This window comes from Sinomonas albida, from assembly GCF_004919045.1.
Classification (GTDB): Bacteria; Actinomycetota; Actinomycetes; order Actinomycetales; family Micrococcaceae; genus Sinomonas; species Sinomonas albida.
In genome coordinates this window covers 1-19,373 of record NZ_SWDW01000018.1, presented here as the reverse complement: position 1 = coordinate 19,373, position 19,373 = coordinate 1, and the positions used below count along the sequence as shown (strand labels likewise).

Sequence of the window (19,373 nt, the reverse complement as noted above, 5' to 3'; positions counted from 1 at the left end):
GCGCGGCCGCGCGGCCAGGCGGGCGGGCGGACGTTTCCGGCGGTTCCACGGGAATGCCCGACCTCTTCCCACGTTTCTGCGGCGGCCCCAGAGGCGTCCGGACCGCACGTGACGCTCGCACCTTGACCGGCCGGCCGGCCGGTCCTACAAAAGTGGTGTATCGCCATCATCCATGGCTTGGGAAGAGGGTGCTGATCATGCCCCAGCCGATCCCAGCGGGCCCGAGCCCGCGTCTTCACAACGAAGACCTCGCCCCTGCAGAACATCGCCGATGGGGTTTCTATTCTCTGTTCGCGATGTGGATGTCTGACATCCACTCACTCGGCGGCTACACGTTTGCGGCCGGCCTCTTCGCGCTGGGGCTCGGCGCGTGGCAAGTGTTCCTTGCCCTGGTTCTCGGCATTTTCATCGTCTTCCTGCTCATGAACCTGTCCGGCTACGCGGGACAGAAATTGGGCGTTCCCTATCCGGTCCTGGCGCGGCTCTCATTCGGCGTATTCGGCGCGAATCTCCCAGCCCTTATTCGGGCTCTCGTCGCGATTGCGTGGTACGGCATTCAGACGTGGCTGGCGTCGCGTGCTGTGATCGTGATCGTGCTCCAGATCTGGCCCGATCTCAAAGGGCTGACCGGGAACAACTTCCTCGGCGAATCGACACTGGGCTGGCTGGCATTCCTCGTGGTGTGGGCGCTCCAGCTGCTCCTGCTCCGAAACGGCATGGACACGATCCGAAGGTTCCAGGATTGGGCGGGGCCGGCGGTGTGGGTCGTGATGGGCCTGCTCGTCGTCTACATCCTGATCAATGCGGGCTGGAACGTGTCGCTCGACCTTCCAGGTGGAACTGCCCAATGGGGCGTCATGCAGGCGTTCTTCGCGGCGGTCGCCCTCACGGTGACGTATTTCTCGACCCTGCTGCTCAACTTCTGTGACTTCTCCCGCTTTGCTCCATCCCGCAGGTCCGTGTGGACGGCGAATCTCTGGGGTCTTCCGGTGAATTTCATGGCGTTCTCAGTCGTCTCAGTCGTCGTGACCGCTGGGACGTTCAAGGTGTACGGGCAGCACATCTACGACCCCGTCGATATCGTGGGTCGAATCAACAGCATCTGGGCGCTGCTGCTGGGTGCCGTCACCTTCGCGGTCGCAACTCTCGGGATCAACGTGGTGGCCAACTTCGTCTCGCCTGCCTATGACCTTGCCAATGTGTGGCCTGCCAAGATCGACTTCCGACGGGGCGGTCTGATCGCCGCCGTGGTCGCTCTGGTGATTACTCCGTGGAATCTGTTCAACAGCCCGGTTGTTGTCAACCAATTCCTCGGCGGCCTCGGGGCCCTCTTGGGTCCTCTTTTCGGCATCATCATGATGGATTACTACGTGCTTCGGAGGCAGCATGTGGTCGTCGCCGACCTGTTCCGGGAACAGGGCTATTACACCTACGCTCGCGGGTGGAACCCGAAGGCGGTGCTCTCCTTCCTCGTCTCCGCGATCCCTGCGGTGATCCTGGCTTTGGTTCCCGTCTTCGGCGCGGTGTCGGCCTTCTCATGGTTCATCGGCGCGATCATTGCGGCCGCGGTTCACTTCCTGATCTCCCGCAATGACAGGAGCATCGCCGACTCGGTGACCGCCGCGATCGCCGAAGACGCCCGACCGACCGCCCCACAGGCCCGGACAGCGTAACGACCCGGGCCGGCAGACCACCGGCAACAGGACCACCGGCGACAGGCCGGGCGGCCTTAGCGACAGCCCTCGTCCCCGCCGCGAGGCGGGGTCCGAACCAACGACGACGCCGCATGCAGCCCCCACGACGCCCTCACCCCCACAGCGGGGCCGGCTTCGACCAACGACGACGACGCGCAGCCTCCTCCACGACACCCTCACCTTGAGCGTTTGGCCTGGTGAGGCCTGGGCCTCGGGGCCTCGCGCCCCTAGCCGTCCGAGAAACGTCCCTCGAGCGGGCGAGGGCTTATTTTGTCGGTGGCGCATGCGAGGGTGAATCCATGGGGGAAAGCATGGGGGAAGATCCCGTCAACGGCTCGGCTGAGGCGGGCGATCAAGCTGAGTTCTGCGATCCGTCGATGGCAGAAAGACCACTTGAGACCAACCAGACGGTAACTGTCGGCGACTCGATTGATTTCAATGAGCCGTCAGCGGGCCCCGATCTCGACGGCGCCAGCGGCGCGATAGAGCCCGAGAGTCCGGTCGAGAGCACAAACCCGATCGGGAGCACCAACCCGACGGAGGATGGTCACGGGCTTCCGACGGAGGATGGGCTGCCCCGGGTTCCGACACAGGATGGACAGCCCCGGCATCCAACGGAGGACGGACAGCCGCAGGTTCCGAGGCAGGACGGGCAGCCCCGGCTTCCGACGGAGGACGGGCAGCCGCAGGTTCCGACGCAGGACGAGCAACCCCAGCCTCAGACGGAGGACGGGCAGCCGCAGGTTCCGACGCAGAACGAGCAGCCCCAGCCTCCGAGGCAGGACGAGCAACCCCAGCCTCAGACTGAGTGTGCGCAGCCCCAGTTTCCGACGGCGCTGACGTTTGAGGCCGAGACCCTGTACGTCGACGGGCTGATCGAAACCGTGAAAGCACTTGAGGCGCACGAGGCGCGCATCCACGCACTTCGAGCCTTCGTGCTGTCCGAGCTGTGCGAGCACTTCCGGCAGAGTGCCCGGGACAGACTCGAGGCCGCCGAGGCCCCGACGCTGACCGCATCCGAGGTTGCCGCCGCGCTGAATGTCTCCCAGCGGACTGGTCGTGCCATGGTCGAGGAGGCGCGGGCATTGGCCGATCCCAGCCTGGCACCACTCATGGATGCCCTCCGGGAGGGGCAGTTGGACCGTCGGAGGGCCCGCGCCGTCATGGAGCATGCCGCTGTCCTCCCGCCCGGGAAGGGCACGGCCTTCGCGGCTGCCGCCGTCGAGCTCGGCTGCCCGCAGGGAGACCCCGCCCGGGCGCCGAGCCCCGGGGCCTTCGCCCGTCGCCTGCGCCGTCTGGCCGAGGATTTCCACCCCGAGCCGCTCGCGGCGCGGAAGGCTCACGCCACCGCGTTCCGTCGCGTCGACGTCGAACCGACGAAGGATGGGATGTGCTGGATCACCGCTCACCTGCCACTTGAGGCGGGCGCGGCGATCGACACACGGCTCGAGGCGGTCGCTCGCTCACTCCAAGCACCGGGCGAGATCCGCGGCATTGGCCAGCTGCGCGCCGACGTCTTCCGCGACCTGCTCCTGAATGGTGCGCTCCCGAGATGGGATGCAGGGGCGGACTCCCCCGACGGGGTCGCAGGTTCAAGCCGCGCCACGTCGCGTGCAGCGGAGCCTGGTGCAACGCGACCTGCCCCAGCCGGATCCACGAGTACGGGGATTGCCGGCGGCGTGCGCATGGAGGTCGTGGTGACGGTACCAGCCCGCACGCTGACCGGGGAGTCCGAAGCATCGGCGGAGATTCTCGGTTACGGCTCCTTGGATGCGCCCGCCGCACGAATCCTCGCCGCGGAGGCGGCGACCTGGACGACCATGTGGGTGCACCCGGGCACTGGGGTACCGCTCGGCGTTGGCCGCCGTCGCTACACGCCGCCTCTCGCCATCCGGCGCTTCCTAGGTGCTCGGGATCGCACGTGCCGCTTCCCGGGATGCGACAAGCCTGCGCAGTCGGGCGAGGTCGACCACACCGTTCCTTGGCAACACGGCGGGGCTACGGACACTGCCAATCTCGCTGTGCTGTGCCGCGAACATCACCGCCTCAAATCCCTCGGCCACTGGAAACTCAAACAGCTCGGCTCCGGTCCGTCGAAGGAGGAGATCGTCGATACCCCGGCGACTCACGAGAATGGGTGCGGCTCCGGCACCCCGGCGACTCACGGTACTCGGTGCGACTCCGGCACCCCGGCGACTCACGAGAATGGGTGCAGCCCCAGCAAGCCGGCGACTCACGAGAATGGGTGCAGCCCCAGCAAGCCGGCGACTCACGGGACTGGGTGCAGACCCGACGCCCCGGATGGCGGGGAGAGCTGCGAATGCGGCGGCTCCGGGTCGGAGATCTCGCGGCTTCCCTCCAACGAATCGGGAAGGCTGAGGCCAGGCGTCAACCCGCTGGCGACGGAGCCCGCGCCACCCAGCGCCGTCAACACGCGGTCGACGGAGCCCACGCCACCCAGCGCCGTCAACACCCTAACGACGCTGCCCACGCCGCCCGGCGGCATCCTCGAGTGGACGTCCCCTGCAGGCCGCAAATACGTCACCTATCCCGAAACAGACGCACCCCCGCCTTTCTGATGCGCCACCGGTTCCGCCAATTTCCGCGACCAGTCGACACGCGATGACTCGATAGGAGTAGCGCAGAACCGTCTGGCCTTTTCGTGGTGCCCTCGATGCCCTCCGCGATCGATGCCCACGAGGGTCAGGAGGCGGTGCGAGCGATCGCGAATTTGTGAGCGATCGAGACGCAGAAGCGCTCGGCTCAAGCGGCGGGTCCAGGATTCGCGTCGGCCGTTAGGGTCTCGTTAGTCGATCCGCTGCAGGTCCGAACGTGGGTTCTCCGTGCGGATCGGGAGTTGGCGGCTCGCTCGCAGCCACGGCTGCGCCCAAACCGTCCCGTTGGCGGCGGTGACGATGAGGCCCATGCCGAGGATCACGAGCCGCAGGTCGAAGGCTTCTCCCAGAGACCCCGCAACGATGGCCGCCAGCGGCATGGTTCCGAAGTTGACGAGCTGGGCACTCGTGCCCTGACGGCCCAGAAGATGCTCGGGAACGTAGTTCTGGATCCACGACCGGCGCATCACGTTGGACGCGGCTATTCCACCTGCTCCGAAGGCCACGCAGGCGGCGGCAGCCCATGCCATCAAGCCGGTCCCAGCAATGGCATAGAGCGGCATCGCGACAGCGCCGACGGTAAGCGCCAGTGCAGTGCCCCGAGCGTCTCCCCATCGGAGAGCAACGCTCGGCGCCGCGAGCGCCCCCGCGATCCCGCCGATGGACACCACGGCGAGGAACCCACCGACGGCGACGGGCTCCAGGCGCAGATCCCGAACCAGCCACAAGGTCAGCACCGTGGTTTGTCCGGTCAGCCCAAAGTTCGCGGCGGCACCCGTCAGAGTGAAGAACCTCAGATGGCGATCACCGAAGACCAAGGCCAGGCCTTCCCGAATGGCGCGTCCCAAAGGGAGTCGCGCCGTCTGCGCCTCAGGTGGCTTCGGTTTGATGGCCAGCAGACAGATCGTCGAGATCACCAGCCCGGCAACATTGGAGAAGAGCCCGAGAGCGGCTCCGAAAGCCTGGGCCAGAATTCCGCCCAGACCAGGCCCGGCGGTGTAGGCGGCTTGTTCGGTTCCGAACAGGAGGCTGTTGGCGCGCGGCCGGTCATCGACCTCGACGAGGGCGACAACGAGTTTCGAATACGCGGTCCGGAAGAAGACCGAAGCCACGCCGCCCGCGAACGCGACGGCCGCGATCTGCGCGAGCGCGAGCACTCCGAACGCAGCCGCGACCAAGATTGAGCCGTAGGCGATGATGCCCAAGAGATTGGCCATAATCATGACGATCCTCGGGGGGAGCGCGTCGACCCATGCCCCGGCCGGGAGCCCCACGATGAGCCACGGAAGCCAGACGGCTGCACTGATGATGCCCATCCAGGCGGGGTTCGCGTGCAGCGTCTCGATCGCGAGCAGCGGCAGGAGCACGCTCGCAGCGGCCGCGCCGGTCACGCTGATCGCTTCGCCGGCCCAGAACCGGACAAAGTACCGATTGCGGTAGATGCTCACGGCTGGCTCGGAAAGCCCTTGGCGAAGCAGAGGACCGGCGCACGGCCTTCGTGCTCGCGCCCAGCGAATCGGTCGAAAACCTCGAGAACCTCGCGCTGCAAGCTACTCAACTCGTCCGGGGTGAGCCACATCCACGCCTGGGTCGCGAAGGCGCTCGCCCTCCACTCCGGCTCTGCGTCGGGATCGTCGAGCCAACGAAGGGTGTGCTCGATCTGGCGCTGGAAAGCGAGGCGCGAAGCTGCGTCCGCAATGAGCTGTCCGCTGGGCTCGGTGAAGTCTTGGGAGCTCCACTGGACACCCCTGTTGGCCAGTCCCCACCATCGTTCGCGCCCGTCGCGCGCACGTTCTGGGACCTCGACGATCAGCCCCGCCTCCGCCAGCACCCGAAGGTGGTGGCTGGCACTCCCCACCGCTGTCTGCGTCAACTGAGCCAGGGTCGACGCCGTGGCGGGCCCATGGACCTTCAGGGAATCCAACAACCGCGTCCTGATCGGCGACGCAAGCGCCTTGAGGACTTCGGCATCCGTGATTGTTCGGATGTCATCGCTCGTCATGGCCCGATCCTAGGTCCACAAAATCTCTTGTACAAGAGATTTTGTGGATCTAGGATCTACCTCAAGAATCTTCCGGCCGCTGGGCCGCGCGCTGGGGCGGGCTCAGCCGCGCAACGCCGCGCTCGTTGCGTCGCGCGCCGCCGCGCGAATCCGGTAGAGGCTCGTCGTCGCGGTGATGTAGAGGTCCTGGCCGTCGGGGCCGCCAAAGCACAGGTTCGCGACCCGCTCCGGGAGCTCGACGCTCGCGAGGAGCCCCGCGTCGGGCGAAAACACCTGCACAGACGCGCCCGCGGACGTCCAGATGCGCCCCTCGGTGTCCACGCGGAAGCCGTCGGAGGGATGGTCGTCGTCGAACGCGACGAAGGTGCGCCCACCGCTGCACACGGGGGCCCGCGCGTCGTCTGCGGCGAGGCTGGCCCGCGCGTCGTCCGCGGCGATGTCTTCCGGCGCGTCGTCCGCGGCGATGTTGTCCCGCATGTCGTGCGCGGCGACATTGTCCCGCTCGCCGTGGGCAGCAACGTCGTACACAGCGATCCGGAACGGCACTCCGTGGGCCGACCCCGCGGTGTCGGCGACGTAGAGGAGCGACTCATCAGGCGAGAACGCGAGTCCGTTCGGGTGCACCATGTCCGTGATGACGGGCGTGAGCTCCGCAGTCGTGGGATCGAAGCGGAAAACGTAGCACCCCCCGTATTCCTGCTCGCCCTCGTGGCCCTCGACCGTCCCGGGCAGGATCCCATAGGGCGGGTCCGTGAACCAGATGGCACCGTCGCGGGCCACGACTACGTCGTTGGGCGAGTTGAGACGCCGCCCCTCGAACCGGTCGACCAGTCCCGTCACCACGCCGTCGTCGTCCCGCTCCACGCGGCGCAGGCCGTGGCTGCACTGCACCACACGGCCCTCGGCGTCGAGCGTCCGGCCGTTCGTGAATTCGACCCCGGTCGCGTACTCGCGGGCGCGGCCCGTCGCGGGGTCGAACTCGAGGATCCGGTCGTTCGGGATGTCGCTCCAGCGCACCGTCTGCGAGGACGGGACCCACACGGGCCCCTCCGCCCATACGCTTCCGGTGTGAAGGAGCTCGAGCGGACCGGCGAAGAGCTCGGACGAGAGCGGGCCAGAGGGAAGGGAATCTGGGTGACCTGTCGGCATGGCTTGATTCTGCCGCGCCATCCTAGACTGTCGAAAGGCTGGTCCAAGCTCTGGCGATCAGGCCCGAGAAGGCCCGAACAGGCCCGGCACGCCCGCTCCGACCCCGGGGCGATCCCCAGAGATCGCGAGGAGGACACGTGACCACAGAACCGGGTCGCCGCACGTGGCGCCCGACCTTCCCGGAGCGGCGAGCGCAGCGAGTGCGGCGCATCGAGTTCATCCTGTGCATCCTGCTCCTGATCCAATTCCTGCTCGGGATGACCGTCAATCTCTTCGTCAAGATCCCCGACAACCACCCCGGGGCGAATCCGCCCGAGTATTTCACCGGGGTTGTGCAAAGCGTGTCGTGGGCGACGGCGAGCGGCGGCCTGTGGCTCGCATCGCACGCTGGGATGGGGCTGCTTCTCGTGATCGTGGCGCTCGTCTCTGTCGTGCTGTCCTTGGGGAGCCGTAGCCGCGCCGCGCACTGGAGCTCGATCGTCGGCTTCATTGCGATCGTCGGCGCGGGCTTCAACGGGGGAAGCTTCCTCAACTACGCCGAAGACTTCAGCTCGATGATCATGGCCTCCCTGTGGGCAGTGGCGCTCGGCAGCTACCTCGTGGGCATCTACCGGATCGACAGGTAGCGCGGGGCCCCGGCCTTTGGCCTGTGAGCGGACCGCCCGGGCGCGGGAGCGCGCGAGCGGGACGGCCTCAAATGCTCAGAGGAACGACGACGCCGGCCCCCGCCTCCGGGGCGAGCTCACCGAGGACGGTGCGAACGTGGCGCTCGGCGAGCGCGGCCGTCCCCTCGAACACTGACACGAACGCGCGCCGCGCGCGCAGGAGCGGCCAGTCGTCCGGCAGCAGCTCGTACGGCATCCCGGGGTCGTCCCACGGGAAGGCACGCCACTCGTCGAGCACCTCGATGCGCGCGCGGAACCCCTCCTGCACGTCAACCTCCCCCGCGCGCAGCCGCTCGAGGCGAGCCTCGTTGGCGGCGGCGAACTCGGCGTACCGCTGGGGCGGCTCGGCCGTGTCGACGATCGCCGGGCGCCGGCCCTCGAACGCGTCGTCGTCGACGCGGAACGCCATGAAGTCGTCCACACCGTAACCCTCGGCGATCTCCTGCACCTGTTCCATGCGGTCGCGCGGTGAGAACCACAGCGCGCCGTACACGGGCGCGAACCCCAGCCACTTGAGCCGCGCCCGGAAGGCCTCGCGGATCTCGCGTTCCGTCTCTGGCACTGAAAAGGCGACGGCGGTCCACCGGCGGTCCCAGGGCACGCTCGGGTCGCCGAACTGGCCGACCTGGGCGGTGCCGACCACGAGGCGGGCGCGCGCCGCCGCGGTGAAGCGATAGCGCGAAGCCCGGCCCCCGCCGTCGTTCTCCAGGACGCCGCGCGCGGTGAGCCGACTCAGGGCGGTGGCCACGGCGGAACGGCTCAGCCCCACATCCTCGGCGAGCCGCACGATGACGCGCACCGGGAGCCAGAGGTCGGTGAACCGCCAGAATTCGCCGAGCATCGTCACGAGGAGATGCTGGCTCGTGCCCCCTCGCTGGGGCCTCGGAAAGTCGACGGCGGTCGCGCTGACCCGCCCTTCTCCGTCGTAGCGCACAGCCCCATCTTCGCAGTCGCGGAAGTTCTCTGCGATAAGAAACTTTGCATATTTATTGACGCTCGTCGGAATTAACGCAACTATAGAGGCATTGAGTGACGGAGCCCACACAGCTCACCCGCCCTTACCGCAGGCACCCGCCCTTACCGCGGGCACCTCGAGACAACGACGTCCCCCACCCACGGCGCACTCGTTCCCCCTCAGCACACCCCACTTCCGCTGCACACCCGCCACACCAGGAGATCCGCAATGACGGCTGGTCCCGCCACGAACAGCACAGACAGCGCCAACAGCACGAACAGCACGAACAGCACGAACAGCACAGACAGCACCAACAGCCTCAACGGCACAGCCCAAGCAGTCGCCGCCGCGCCCGGACAGCACGCCCGCAAGGCCGCGGCCGCAAGCTTCGTCGGCAGCACGCTCGAGTACTACGACTTCTTCATCTACGGGTCGGCCTCGGCCCTGATCTTCAACAAGATCTTCTTTCCTGGGATCGACCCGCTCCTCGGGCAGTTCCTCTCGATGGCGACGCTCGGCATCGGGTACGTGGTGCGACCGCTCGCCGCGGCATTCATCGGCCACTTCGGCGACAGGATCGGGCGCAAGCAGATGCTCGTGTTCACCCTCGTGTCGATGGGTCTCGCGACGTTCCTCATCGGCTGCCTGCCGCCCGCGTCGATGATCGGTGCCGCCGCGCCCGTAGCCCTCGTGCTGCTGCGGGTACTCCAGGGCATCTCCGCGGCCGGCGAGTCGGTCGGCGCCGTGACGCTCTCGCTCGAGCACGCCCCGGCCGGCCGGCGCGCGTTCTTCGCGAGCTGGGTCAACACGGGCGCCGCGGCCGGCATCATGCTCGCCTCGCTCGCGTTCCTCGTTGTCTCCTTCATGCCGCAGTCCGACCTCGTCGCGTGGGGCTGGCGCATCCCGTTCCTCGCGAGCTTCATCGTCGCTGCGGCCGGTTTCGTCATCCGCCGCCGCGTCCCCGAGGCCGAGCTCTTCGAGCAGGCCCGCGAGACCGGGGAGACACGCCTCGAACTCCCGCTCAAGGTCGTGCTCCGGGACTACTGGCCCACGATCATCAAGGTCGTCCTGTTCGGTGTGTGGGCCGTCGTCTCGACGATCGTCTCCGCCTTCAGCCTCTCGTACGCGACGAACGGCCATTTAGTCTCGAGCAGCATCATGCTCACCACCACAATCGTCACCGCGGGCCTCGCGCTCGTGGCCCAGCCACTGTTCGGCGCCCTCGCGGACCGGATCGGCCGGAAGCCCGTCTTCATCGCCGGCAACGTGATCTGCGCGGTCATGATCTTCGCCTACTTCTGGTCCATCTCCCAGAAGAACGTCCCGCTCGTCTTCGCGACCTCGATCATCGTCATGGTGATCGGCTACGGCATGGTCAACCCGCTCGGTCCGGCGATCGTCGCCGAGATGTTCCCGACCCGCATTCGCTACTCAGGCGCCGCCATCTCCTCCCAGCTCGGGCTCATCGTGACGGGCTTCGCGCCCACCATCGCCGCCGCCGTCGTCCGCCCCGGCCCCGACGGCTGGGTGCCGGTGGCCGTGTTCACTGCGGTGTGCTGCGGCCTCTCGGCCCTTGTCACCCTCATCTGGGTCCGCGAGACGTACAAGGTCGCGACCGACGACCTCGGCCTGAAGCCCGGTCTCGACACCAAGGCAGGACGCTGATGTACAACGTCCTCATCGAAAACGACGTCGAGACGCAGCTCAGCGACGGAACGATCCTGCGCTCGACCGTCTACAGGCCCTCGGCCGAGGGCGAACGCTTCCCAATCCTCATGACCCGCACGCCGTACGGGCGCGACCTCTCCGTCAACTCGGCCTACTTCAACCCGGCGACCGTGGCCGCCTCGGGCTTCGCCGTGATCCTCCAGGACGTGCGCGGCCGCTTCGGCTCGGACGGCGAGTTCAGCCCGAGCGAGTTCGAAGCGGACGACGGCGCCGAGGCCGTCGAGTGGGCAGCGAACCTCCCGTACTCGTCCGGCAAGGTGGGGATGTGGGGCCGTTCGTACTTCGGCGAAACCCAGTGGCGCGCCGCGCGCCGGCGCCCCCGCGGCCTCGCCGCCCTGGCCCCGGGCGTCTGTGCGGCCGGGAGCGCCGACAACGGAGCCCGGTTCCGGGGCGGCGCCTTCGAGCTCGGCTCGCGGCTGAGCTGGGGCCATGGCTCGATCTCGCTCGAGACCGTGCGCCGCGAGTTCGCCTCGGACCCCGAGCAGCTCGAGCGCGAGCTCGCGGCGTGGCGCGAGCTCGACGCCTCGTTCGCCGACGGCTCCGCCTACGGCACGCTTCCGCTCGCGGACCTCAAGGCGCGCGCGAGCACGTTCATGCAGTCGGTGATCATCCCCTCGACCGGCGAGGAGCCGGGAGGCGAGGTGTCCGAGGCGTGGAACTGGCCCGTCTCGGAGCCGGTCTCGCTGCCGACCCTGAACATCGGCGGGTGGTTCGACATCTTCCTTCCGAACACGCTCGGCCACTACCGCCTCCAGCTCGAGGCTTCGCGCACGGATCCGTCGGTCCCGAGCCCACGGCTTATCCTCGGGCCGTGGAGCCACACCAACTACACGGGGGTTTTCCCGGGCGCCGCGTTCCCGGGCGGGTCCACCGCCTCCGTCGGGCCGTACGGCGACCTCTCGTCGATCCACGCCGAGTGGTTCAGGCAGGTGCTCGACGGCGGGCGGGCACCGAGCGCGCCCGAGCTGCCCCCAGTCCTCGTGTACTTCATGGGCGAGAACCGCTGGCGGGCATTCGACGAGCTGCCCGCACCCGATGCGACGCTCGATCTTTTCCTGGGTCCGGATGGTTCCCTCTCGCGCGAGGTCGGAACCGACGGCGCGGTCGCCTACGACTACGACCCCCTCGATCCCGTCCGCTCGACCGGCGGGGCCACGATGCACCTCGGTGCCGACTTTGCGGGGCCGGCCGAGCAGTCGGCTGTCGAGCCACGCGACGACGTCCTCACGTTCACCACGGAGCCCCTCGCGGAGCCGCTCACCGTCTTCGGCGAGGTGACAGCTCACGTGTTCGCGTCGTCGTCGGCCATTGACACGGACTTCGTGGTGCGCCTGTGCCGGGTGACCCCGGACGGGCGCTCGATCGGGCTCACGGACGGAATCGTGCGCGCGTCGTGGCGCGACGCGTGCGCCGGGGACGGCGTGTTCCGCCCACCCGCCGCGCGCCGCCCGCTCACGCCCGGGGCCGTCGAGCAGTTCGACGTGAGCCTGTGGTCAACGGCGTGCACGTTCCAGCCCGGGGACCGGATCCGGATTCAGGTCACGTCGAGCTGCCATCCGCGGTGGGATCGCAATCTCAACACGGGCGGCCGCGCGCACGACTCCTCGGACGCGGTCATCGCGAGGCAGTCCGTCCAGTTCGGCCCAGCGAATCCGAGCCGCATCACGCTCGGAGTACTGTCCTAGCCATGGCCGCGAATCCGACCCAAGGCCCTGTGCCCCCGGCCCTCGACTACGTCGCGACGCTCTCGGTCCTCGTCGCCGAGCCGATCGACATCGGACCGACCCCTGAGGGGCACCGGCGGATCATCCCGATCACGGGCGGCTCCGTGGCCGGCCCGCGGCTCGCGGGGCGAGTCCTCGCGGGCGGGGCGGACTTCCAGACTCTCCACACGCCCGAGCTCACGGGACTCGACGCGCGCTACGCCGTCGAGACGGACGACGGCGCCATCATCTCCGTGGACAACGCCGCCCTCCGCGCGGGGAACCGCGCGGCGCTGGAGCGGCTTGCCCGCGGCGAAGCGGTGGATCCAGCCGAGGTCTACTTCCGCTGCGCGCCGCGGCTGCGGACCTCTTCGCCGGGCTGGGACTGGGTCAACCGGACCGTGTTCGTGGGGAGCGGCGAGCGTTACCCCGACCGGGTGGTAGTGCACGTGTTCGCGGTCGCGTAGCGGGCTCGGCCCATGGCGGATCTGGCCCGGCCCCGCTAGCGTGACCCCCATGGCCTCCTCGCCCTTGCCCTACGCCCTGTTTCCCGGTTCGGCCCGTGAGGCGCTCACGTTCTACCAGGACGTATTCGGCGGCGAACTCACCCTCCACACGCGCGCCGAATTCGGGCGGGCCGACGAGCCGCTCAGCGCGATCGCCCACGGGATGCTGAACGGTCTCGTGACCCTGTACGGCGCCGACCGGGACGGCGACGCTTCAGGCGAGCCGGGCGAGGCCGGCACAGCGCCCCAGCCCATCCGAACCGAGGGGCTCATGCTCACGCTGCTTGGGACGGCCGACCCGGACACGCTGCGCACGTGGTTCGCCCGGCTCTCCGAGGGCGGGCGCGTGGTGGACGAATTCCAGGAGCGACCGTGGGGCGCGTGGGACGGGCAGGTGGTCGACCGCTACGGCCTGCACTGGCTCATCGGCTTCGAACTCTAGGGCCCGGAGCGCGGCTGACGGGGGCTGCCCCCTGCGGGGACCGCGCGTCACTGCAGCGGTTCACCCCCATCGCGGCGCCGCGGATTGACTTGGGCTGCCCCCTCCGGGAACCGGCGTCACCCCAGCGGTTCACCCCCCATCGCGGCGCGGCTGCTTGACGGGGGCTCCCCCTCCGGGGACCGGGCGTCACTGCAGCGGTTCACCCCCATCGCGGCGCGGCCGCTACTGGTCACGGCTTGGTGACCTTTGTCGCACGGGCGTGTGAATTGGCTCCTTCGCGGGTAAATGGCAGACTGACACGGCGCCGCGGCGCACCGGCTGGTGGGCCCAGCGCGCAGACACCTGTCCGAACGAGTGATGCGAAAGCAGGGCCGCTGATGCCGGAATTCCATAACAAGGCCGCCGCCGATACGGCGACGGCCCAAGCACCCATCCATGGCAAGGTGATCGGCCTCGCCGTCGCCGGCGCGGTGGGCGGATTCCTCTTCGGCTTCGACTCTTCGGTGGTCAACGGCGCCGTCGACGCGATTCAGGGAGACTTCAATCTCTCGAAGGGCGTCACGGGCTTCGCCGTCGCCGTAGCGCTGCTCGGCTGCGCAGTGGGATCGTGGCTCGCCGGGGCCATCGGCGACCGCTTCGGCCGCATTCCGGCGATGAAGCTCGGAGCGCTCCTGTTCTTGGTGAGTGCGATCGGCACCGGATTCTCGTTCGGCCTGTGGGACCTCATTCTGTGGCGCCTCATCGGCGGTCTGGGCATCGGGCTCGCGTCCGTCATCGCACCGGCCTACATCTCAGAGATTTCGCCGCGGCACGTCCGCGGGCGGCTTGCGTCGCTCCAGCAGCTCGCCATCACCACGGGCATCTTCGCCGCGCTCCTGAGCGACGCTCTGCTCGCGAACGGCGCGGGCGGCGCGACCCACAGCCTGTGGGCCGGGCTCGAGGCGTGGCGCTGGATGTTCATCGCAGGCGCGGTGCCCGCCGTCGTCTACGGATGGATCGCGTTCGTCCTGCCCGAGTCCCCGCGCTTCCTCGTGCTGCGCGGCGATGAGAAGCGGGCGCGGGGCGTGTTCGAATCGATCGCCCCCGAGAGCGACATCGACCGCGAGATCCGCGACATCCGCCAGGCCATCGAGGAGGACCGTCGCGCCGACCGGCGCGGAGCACTGCGCGGGAGCGCCCTGGGCCTCAAGCCTGTGCTGTGGGTCGGTATCGCCCTCTCGGTGTTCCAGCAGTTCGTGGGGATCAACGTGATCTTCTACTACTCGACCACCCTCTGGAAGTCGGTCGGGTTCCGCGAGGAGGATTCGCTCACGATCTCCGTGGTCACGTCGATCACGAACATCCTCGTGACGCTCATCGCGATCGCCCTCGTGGACCGTGTGGGGCGCCGACCCATCCTGCTCGTGGGCTCGGTGGGCATGGCCGTCTCGCTCGGCGTCATGGCGCTCGCGTTCTCCACTGCGAAACTCGTCAACGGCGAGCCGAGCCTCTCCGGGGCATGGGGCCCGGTCGCGCTGGTCGCGGCCAACGTGTTCGTCGTCTGCTTCGGTGCTTCGTGGGGCCCGCTCGTGTGGGTGCTCCTCGGCGAGATCTTCCCGCCGTCCATCCGCGCCCGCGGACTCGGCATCGCCGCCGCGGCCCAGTGGATCGCGAACTTCCTCATCACGGTCTCGTTCCCGGCGCTGGCCGCGTGGTCGCTCACGCTCACGTACGGCATGTACGCGGCGTTCGCGGCGCTTTCGTTCGTGTTCGTGCTGATGAAGGTCCCCGAGACCAACGGCATGTCCCTCGAGCAGGCCGAGACGCTGTTCGTCCGCCCCAGCAAGGGCGCGGCGGCGGGGTAGGCCGGGCAGCCTCGAGGCGCTCAGGCAACCAGGGAGTCCGGGCCAGGGAGTCCGGGCCAGGGAGTCCGGGCCAGGGAGTCCGAGCCAGGGAGTCCGAGCCAGGGAGTCCGAGCCAGGGAGTCCGGGCCAGGGAGTCCGGGCCAGGGAGTCCGGGCCGGCCATCCCGGGCCAGGTAGTCCGGGCCGCACGCGGGCACGCGCCCTGCACCCTCGCTAGCCGCGAGAGGCCCGAAGAAAGGGCGGGGACGGGGAATGGATCGCGCCGTAAGATAGTTACGGTAAGCAACGATCCACTTTCTCCGTCCCCGCCCTTTTCTCTTGGGAGCTCCCCGTGTCTCACATCACACCGTCCGCAGCACCGCCGGGCGCCTTGAGCCGGCGCCAGATCACCGGCGTCATGACGGGCCTCATGCTGGGCATGTTCCTCGCATCGCTGGACCAGACCATCGTCTCGACGGCGATCTACACGGTCGCCAACGACCTCGACGGCCTGAGCCTCCAGGCCTGGGCTACGACCGCCTACCTCATCACCTCGACGGTCAGCACGCCGCTCTACGGCAAGCTCTCCGACATCTTCGGCCGTCGCCCCCTATACATCGCGGCCATCGTGATCTTCCTCGCCGGATCGATCTACTCAGGCTCCGTGCACTCGATGACGGAGCTCGCCGTCGCCCGAGGCATCCAAGGCCTAGGCGCGGGCGGTCTCATGGCTCTGGCCCTCGCGATCATCGGCGACATCGTCCCGCTCTCCCAGCGCGCTAAGTACCAGGGCTACTTCATGTCCGTGTTCGGCGTCTCCTCGGTGCTCGGCCCGGTGGTGGGCGGCGCATTCGCCGGCGCGAACCAGATTCTGTGGATCACCGGCTGGCGCTGGGTCTTCTACGTCAACGTCCCCGTGGGCATCGCGGCCCTCGTCACAGTCTTCCTGTTCCTGCATCTGCCCGCGCATCACGAGCGCCAGAAGATCGACTATCTCGGCGCCGGCGCGATCACCTCGGGGCTCGTGCCGCTGCTCCTCGTCGCGGAACAGGGTCGCGGATGGGGCTGGGGCTCAGTCCCCTCGGTCGCGTGCTACGTGATCGGCGCCGTGGGCATCGCGCTCTTCATCCTGCTGGAGAAGCGCGCCGGAGACTACGCCCTCATCCCGCTCCGGCTCTTCAGGAGCCCCCAGTTCAGCCTTTCGGCGGTGCTGAACTTCATCATCGGCATCGGCATGTTCGGCGCGATTGCGATGCTTCCCATGTACCTGCAGCTCGTCAAGGGGCTCACCCCGACCGAGGCCGGCCTGCTCATGATCACGTTCACGGTCGGCATCATGACGGCCTCGATCATCGCGGGGCGGATCATCTCCGCAACCGGCACCTTCAAGATCTTCCCCATGATCGGAACCCTCCTGCTCACGGGCGCCTCCGTGACCATGGGCTTCGTGCTCAACGTCGACTCGCCGCTGTGGGTCCCCGGGGTCGTCGCGGTCTTCTTCGGCATGGGGCTTGGCTGCTGCATGCAGCCGCTCGTGCTCGCCATGCAGACGTCGGTCCCGCCGAAGGACATGGGCGTGGGAACCTCGACTGCCGCGTTCTTCCGCTCGATGGGCGGTGCGGTCGGCACGGCCGTGTTCATCTCGATGCTGTTCAGCCTTGCGGCAGACAAGATCACGTCGACCATGAAGGACGCCGTGAGCCAGCCCGACTTCATCAAGGCCCTCCACGATCCGGCCGTTGCTGCCGACCCGGCGAACAAGCCCCTCTTCGACCTGTTCAAGGGCGCATCCGGCGGCCTCGGCTCGGACAACCTGAACGATACGAGCTGGCTGCGCAACGCCAACGCCGGGCTCACACACCCCATCAAGGACGGCTTCGCCCAGGCCGTGGACGGCGTCATGCTGACCGCGGGGGTGCTCGTCTTCGTGGCGTTCCTCATCACGCTCGCACTCCCGAACGCCAAGCTCCGCGATCCCAAGGCGGCGCTCAAGGAGCCTGCTGCGGCGTAGCAGAAACACTCGCCGCAGCACCCTCGGCACCCACAGCGCGCGACCTCTGACGGCGCGCGGCGCCAAGGACGACGGCGGCACCAAGGACGACGGCGCGCGGCGACTTCCCAGCGGAGGTCGCCGCGCGCCGTCGGCCGTTTTGGGGAGGATTTTCTGGGGACGCTCCTTTAGGGGAAGACCATCTGGGACGATGCCCGTCCGAGCGGGCCTTCAGGGTTTTCCCACGCCCCGGCAACTCGACATTCACCTGACGTCCATGCCACCGCCCTCCGGCGGGCGCACGGTGTCCTGCGGGTGGGGGACGCACCGGCACACCCGAAAAAGAGGACCCGCCATGAATATCAAGTCTTCCCGCCGCCGCGCGCTCGCGCTCGGCGCAGCCCTTTCTGCTGCCGTCCTGACGAGCGCCGCGATGCCCGCGATGGCCGCAGCAACGACCCCGACCGGCACTGCCGAGTCCTACAGCGTCAAGACCTTCGCGGCCGTGGGCGGCGAGACCAAGCCCGATGACATCGTCCGCCTTGGTGACAGCATCTACGTCGCGTTCCAGAACGGGGTCGGCTCGATGGGCGAGCCCGCCGCGAACGGGAACACCGCGAGCACCGTCCAGCAGTACTCCCTCGACGGCAAGCCTGGTGCCTCGTGGAACATCACGGGCAAGATCGACGGCCTCGGGTCCGACGCTGCCAACGGGCGGCTGTTCGTCACGACCAACGAGGACGGCAACTCGTCGTTCCACACCCTGACCCCGGCCGCGGGCGCGCAGGCCGTGAAGGACTACTCCTACACCGGGCTCACGCACGGCGGCGGAACCGACGCGATCTCCGTCTACCAGGGCAAGATCCTGGTCAGCGGCTCCAACCCGGCCTCGACCTCAGGGCCGGCCGTGTACCAGGTGACCCTCTCGGGCTCCACCGCCGCGCTCACCCCGGTGTTCAAGGACGACTCGTCGGCGCAGCTCGCCGACGGCGCCCAGGCGAAGTCCACGACCCTCGCACTCACGGACCCCGATTCCAACATCGTGGTGCCGTCCTCGAGCCCTCGCTTCGCGAACGACTTCATGCTCGACTCGCAGGCCGACCAGCAGCTCATCTTCGCCGACAGCGCCGCGTCCCCGCAGCTGCAGGTGCTCAACCTGAACAAGCAGGTCGACGACACCGTCTTCGCCTCCGGCGCGAACCAGACCCTCTGGCTCACGGACCCGGACCACAACTCGGTTGACGCCGTGACCGGCAACTTCGCGAGCGGCTCGGCGGTTTCGACCGTGACACCGAAGGCGGGCGCGAACTACCTCGCGTCGCTCAACCTCGACAACGGCACGCTCACGCCGATCTCGGGTCTCGCGGCGATCCACCCGAAGGGCCTGCTCTTCACGAACGCGGGCTAGGCACCGACCCGGGATTCCGGGTACGGGCCCCAAGCTCAAACAGACGACGGCGCGCGGTGCCTTCCTTCGCGGAAGGCGCCGCGCGCCGGGGCTCTAGCCGGGGATCTCAAGGATGGGGCCTCACGGGCTTGCCCTAAGCGTCCGCTGGGGGGGTGGGCCGCTTGGGGTGTCACACCGTGCTGCTGCAGCCCGCTGTTAGACCGCGCGCTGGTGGGTGAGGCCGAAAGGGACGCTCGGGTCGTGCGCGACCGTGTACTTGCCCGCGGCCTCGCGGGTCACGAGGATCCCGCAGCACGGGTTCGCGGCGGCGGACTGCTGCAGCGACTCGATCGCCGAGCCAAGCATGTGGTCAAGTTCGTGGGCGTGGTCGACGACGACGCTCAGAGTGTGGTGGTGGTGCACATCGGGGGTCATGCGCACGCTCCTTTCAGGACTCAAGTCAAGTCAAGTTTCAAAGCATTTAGTTTAGGCTACAACGTCCCATGGTTGGCAACTGCTCATCTCCGGCCGCGGGACCCTCACCAGTTTTGACGACCCGACGACGGCGTGTCACCCGAATGCGCCGGCCCCAACCTCAAACGGTCAATGCAATTCGATCGTGAGGGTGGGTCCGATGGCTTCGGGAGTTGGGCAGGGGCGACGCTGGCGTGGAATGACCTTCGCCGAGCGGTGCGCCTCTGAGCATGAAGTGTGG

15 protein-coding genes are annotated in these 19,373 nt (G+C 68.3%); 10 read left to right on the top strand and 5 right to left on the bottom strand.

The window, feature by feature from the left end; translation table 11 throughout:
- Window positions 1-122 precede the first annotated feature (122 nt).
- Window positions 123-1,673: an NCS1 family nucleobase:cation symporter-1 gene (locus E6A26_RS15850; RefSeq protein ID WP_234865575.1), complete on the top strand. Its 1,551-nt coding sequence runs from the start codon at window positions 123-125 to the stop codon at window positions 1,671-1,673.
- 905 nt (window positions 1,674-2,578) lie between these two features.
- Window positions 2,579-4,273, top strand: coding sequence for an HNH endonuclease signature motif containing protein (locus tag E6A26_RS15845; RefSeq protein WP_168928764.1), 1,695 nt, complete (start codon window positions 2,579-2,581; stop codon window positions 4,271-4,273).
- A 227-nt stretch (window positions 4,274-4,500) separates the two neighbouring features.
- Here E6A26_RS15845 and E6A26_RS15840 read toward each other — a convergent pair whose 3' ends face one another.
- The 3 genes from E6A26_RS15840 to E6A26_RS18015 form a co-directional block, all read right to left on the bottom strand.
- Window positions 4,501-5,757, bottom strand: a complete 1,257-nt coding sequence (locus tag E6A26_RS15840) for an MFS transporter (protein WP_168928763.1) — start codon at window positions 5,755-5,757, stop codon at window positions 4,501-4,503.
- Window positions 5,754-6,311 carry an ArsR/SmtB family transcription factor gene (locus E6A26_RS15835; protein WP_136612169.1) on the bottom strand — a complete coding sequence of 186 codons (558 nt, stop codon included), beginning with the start codon at window positions 6,309-6,311 and terminating at the stop codon, window positions 5,754-5,756. Before E6A26_RS15835 ends, E6A26_RS15840 begins: the two co-directional genes overlap by 4 nt.
- Window positions 6,312-6,413: 102 nt before the next feature.
- Window positions 6,414-7,460, bottom strand: coding sequence for an SMP-30/gluconolactonase/LRE family protein (locus E6A26_RS18015; RefSeq protein WP_136612168.1), 1,047 nt, complete (start codon window positions 7,458-7,460; stop codon window positions 6,414-6,416).
- A gap of 137 nt (window positions 7,461-7,597) precedes the next feature.
- Here E6A26_RS18015 and E6A26_RS15825 point away from each other — a divergent pair, with 137 nt between their 5' ends.
- Window positions 7,598-8,086, top strand: coding sequence for a hypothetical protein (locus E6A26_RS15825; protein WP_136612167.1), 489 nt, complete (start codon window positions 7,598-7,600; stop codon window positions 8,084-8,086).
- Between the two features lie 67 nt (window positions 8,087-8,153).
- Here the strand turns inward: E6A26_RS15825 and E6A26_RS15820 are convergent, their stop codons facing one another.
- Window positions 8,154-9,059: a PaaX family transcriptional regulator gene (locus E6A26_RS15820; RefSeq protein WP_136612166.1), complete on the bottom strand. Its 906-nt coding sequence runs from the start codon at window positions 9,057-9,059 to the stop codon at window positions 8,154-8,156.
- A gap of 249 nt (window positions 9,060-9,308) precedes the next feature.
- Here E6A26_RS15820 and E6A26_RS15815 point away from each other — a divergent pair, with 249 nt between their 5' ends.
- The 7 genes from E6A26_RS15815 to E6A26_RS15785 all read left to right on the top strand — a co-directional run bounded on the left by E6A26_RS15815 (window position 9,309) and on the right by E6A26_RS15785 (window position 18,679).
- Window positions 9,309-10,745: an MFS transporter gene (locus E6A26_RS15815; RefSeq protein ID WP_136612165.1), complete on the top strand. Its 1,437-nt coding sequence runs from the start codon at window positions 9,309-9,311 to the stop codon at window positions 10,743-10,745.
- A complete protein-coding gene (locus E6A26_RS15810) occupies window positions 10,745-12,493 on the top strand; it encodes a CocE/NonD family hydrolase (protein ID WP_136612164.1) in 1,749 nt (582 codons plus the stop codon). The genes E6A26_RS15815 and E6A26_RS15810 overlap by 1 nt, the downstream gene beginning before the upstream one ends.
- A 2-nt stretch (window positions 12,494-12,495) precedes the next feature.
- A complete protein-coding gene (locus E6A26_RS15805) occupies window positions 12,496-12,978 on the top strand; it encodes a DUF3237 domain-containing protein (protein ID WP_136612163.1) in 483 nt (160 codons plus the stop codon).
- Window positions 12,979-13,027: 49 nt separating this feature from the next.
- The gene (locus E6A26_RS15800; protein WP_136612162.1) at window positions 13,028-13,459 is read left to right on the top strand and encodes a VOC family protein; all 432 of its coding nucleotides are present in this window, start codon (window positions 13,028-13,030) and stop codon (window positions 13,457-13,459) included.
- A 377-nt stretch (window positions 13,460-13,836) separates the two neighbouring features.
- A complete protein-coding gene (locus E6A26_RS15795; RefSeq protein WP_136612161.1) occupies window positions 13,837-15,303 on the top strand; it encodes a sugar porter family MFS transporter in 1,467 nt (488 codons plus the stop codon).
- A gap of 396 nt (window positions 15,304-15,699) precedes the next feature.
- Complete coding sequence (locus tag E6A26_RS15790) at window positions 15,700-17,292, top strand: MDR family MFS transporter (protein ID WP_211129194.1); 1,593 nt, start codon at window positions 15,700-15,702, stop codon at window positions 17,290-17,292.
- Window positions 17,293-17,626: 334 nt separating this feature from the next.
- Window positions 17,627-18,679, top strand: a complete 1,053-nt coding sequence (locus E6A26_RS15785; protein WP_136612160.1) for a hypothetical protein — start codon at window positions 17,627-17,629, stop codon at window positions 18,677-18,679.
- Window positions 18,680-18,874: 195 nt separating this feature from the next.
- Here E6A26_RS15785 and E6A26_RS15780 read toward each other — a convergent pair whose 3' ends face one another.
- Window positions 18,875-19,093, bottom strand: a complete 219-nt coding sequence (locus tag E6A26_RS15780) for a hypothetical protein (protein WP_136612159.1) — start codon at window positions 19,091-19,093, stop codon at window positions 18,875-18,877.
- Window positions 19,094-19,373: the final 280 nt, after the last annotated feature.

Excerpts from the sequence above, each read along its gene's own strand:
- E6A26_RS15835 (WP_136612169.1), bottom strand. The coding sequence starts at position 6,311 with ATGACGAGCGATGACATCCGAACAATCACGGATGCCGAAGTCCTCAAG.
- E6A26_RS18015 (WP_136612168.1), bottom strand. The coding sequence starts at position 7,460 with ATGCCGACAGGTCACCCAGATTCCCTTCCCTCTGGCCCGCTCTCGTCC.
- E6A26_RS15815 (WP_136612165.1), top strand. The coding sequence starts at position 9,309 with ATGACGGCTGGTCCCGCCACGAACAGCACAGACAGCGCCAACAGCACG.
- E6A26_RS15810 (WP_136612164.1), top strand. The coding sequence starts at position 10,745 with ATGTACAACGTCCTCATCGAAAACGACGTCGAGACGCAGCTCAGCGAC.
- E6A26_RS15805 (WP_136612163.1), top strand. The coding sequence starts at position 12,496 with ATGGCCGCGAATCCGACCCAAGGCCCTGTGCCCCCGGCCCTCGACTAC.
- E6A26_RS15800 (WP_136612162.1), top strand. The coding sequence starts at position 13,028 with ATGGCCTCCTCGCCCTTGCCCTACGCCCTGTTTCCCGGTTCGGCCCGT.
- E6A26_RS15795 (WP_136612161.1), top strand. The coding sequence starts at position 13,837 with ATGCCGGAATTCCATAACAAGGCCGCCGCCGATACGGCGACGGCCCAA.
- E6A26_RS15790 (WP_211129194.1), top strand. The coding sequence starts at position 15,700 with ATGACGGGCCTCATGCTGGGCATGTTCCTCGCATCGCTGGACCAGACC.
- E6A26_RS15785 (WP_136612160.1), top strand. The coding sequence starts at position 17,627 with ATGAATATCAAGTCTTCCCGCCGCCGCGCGCTCGCGCTCGGCGCAGCC.
- E6A26_RS15780 (WP_136612159.1), bottom strand. The coding sequence starts at position 19,093 with ATGACCCCCGATGTGCACCACCACCACACTCTGAGCGTCGTCGTCGAC.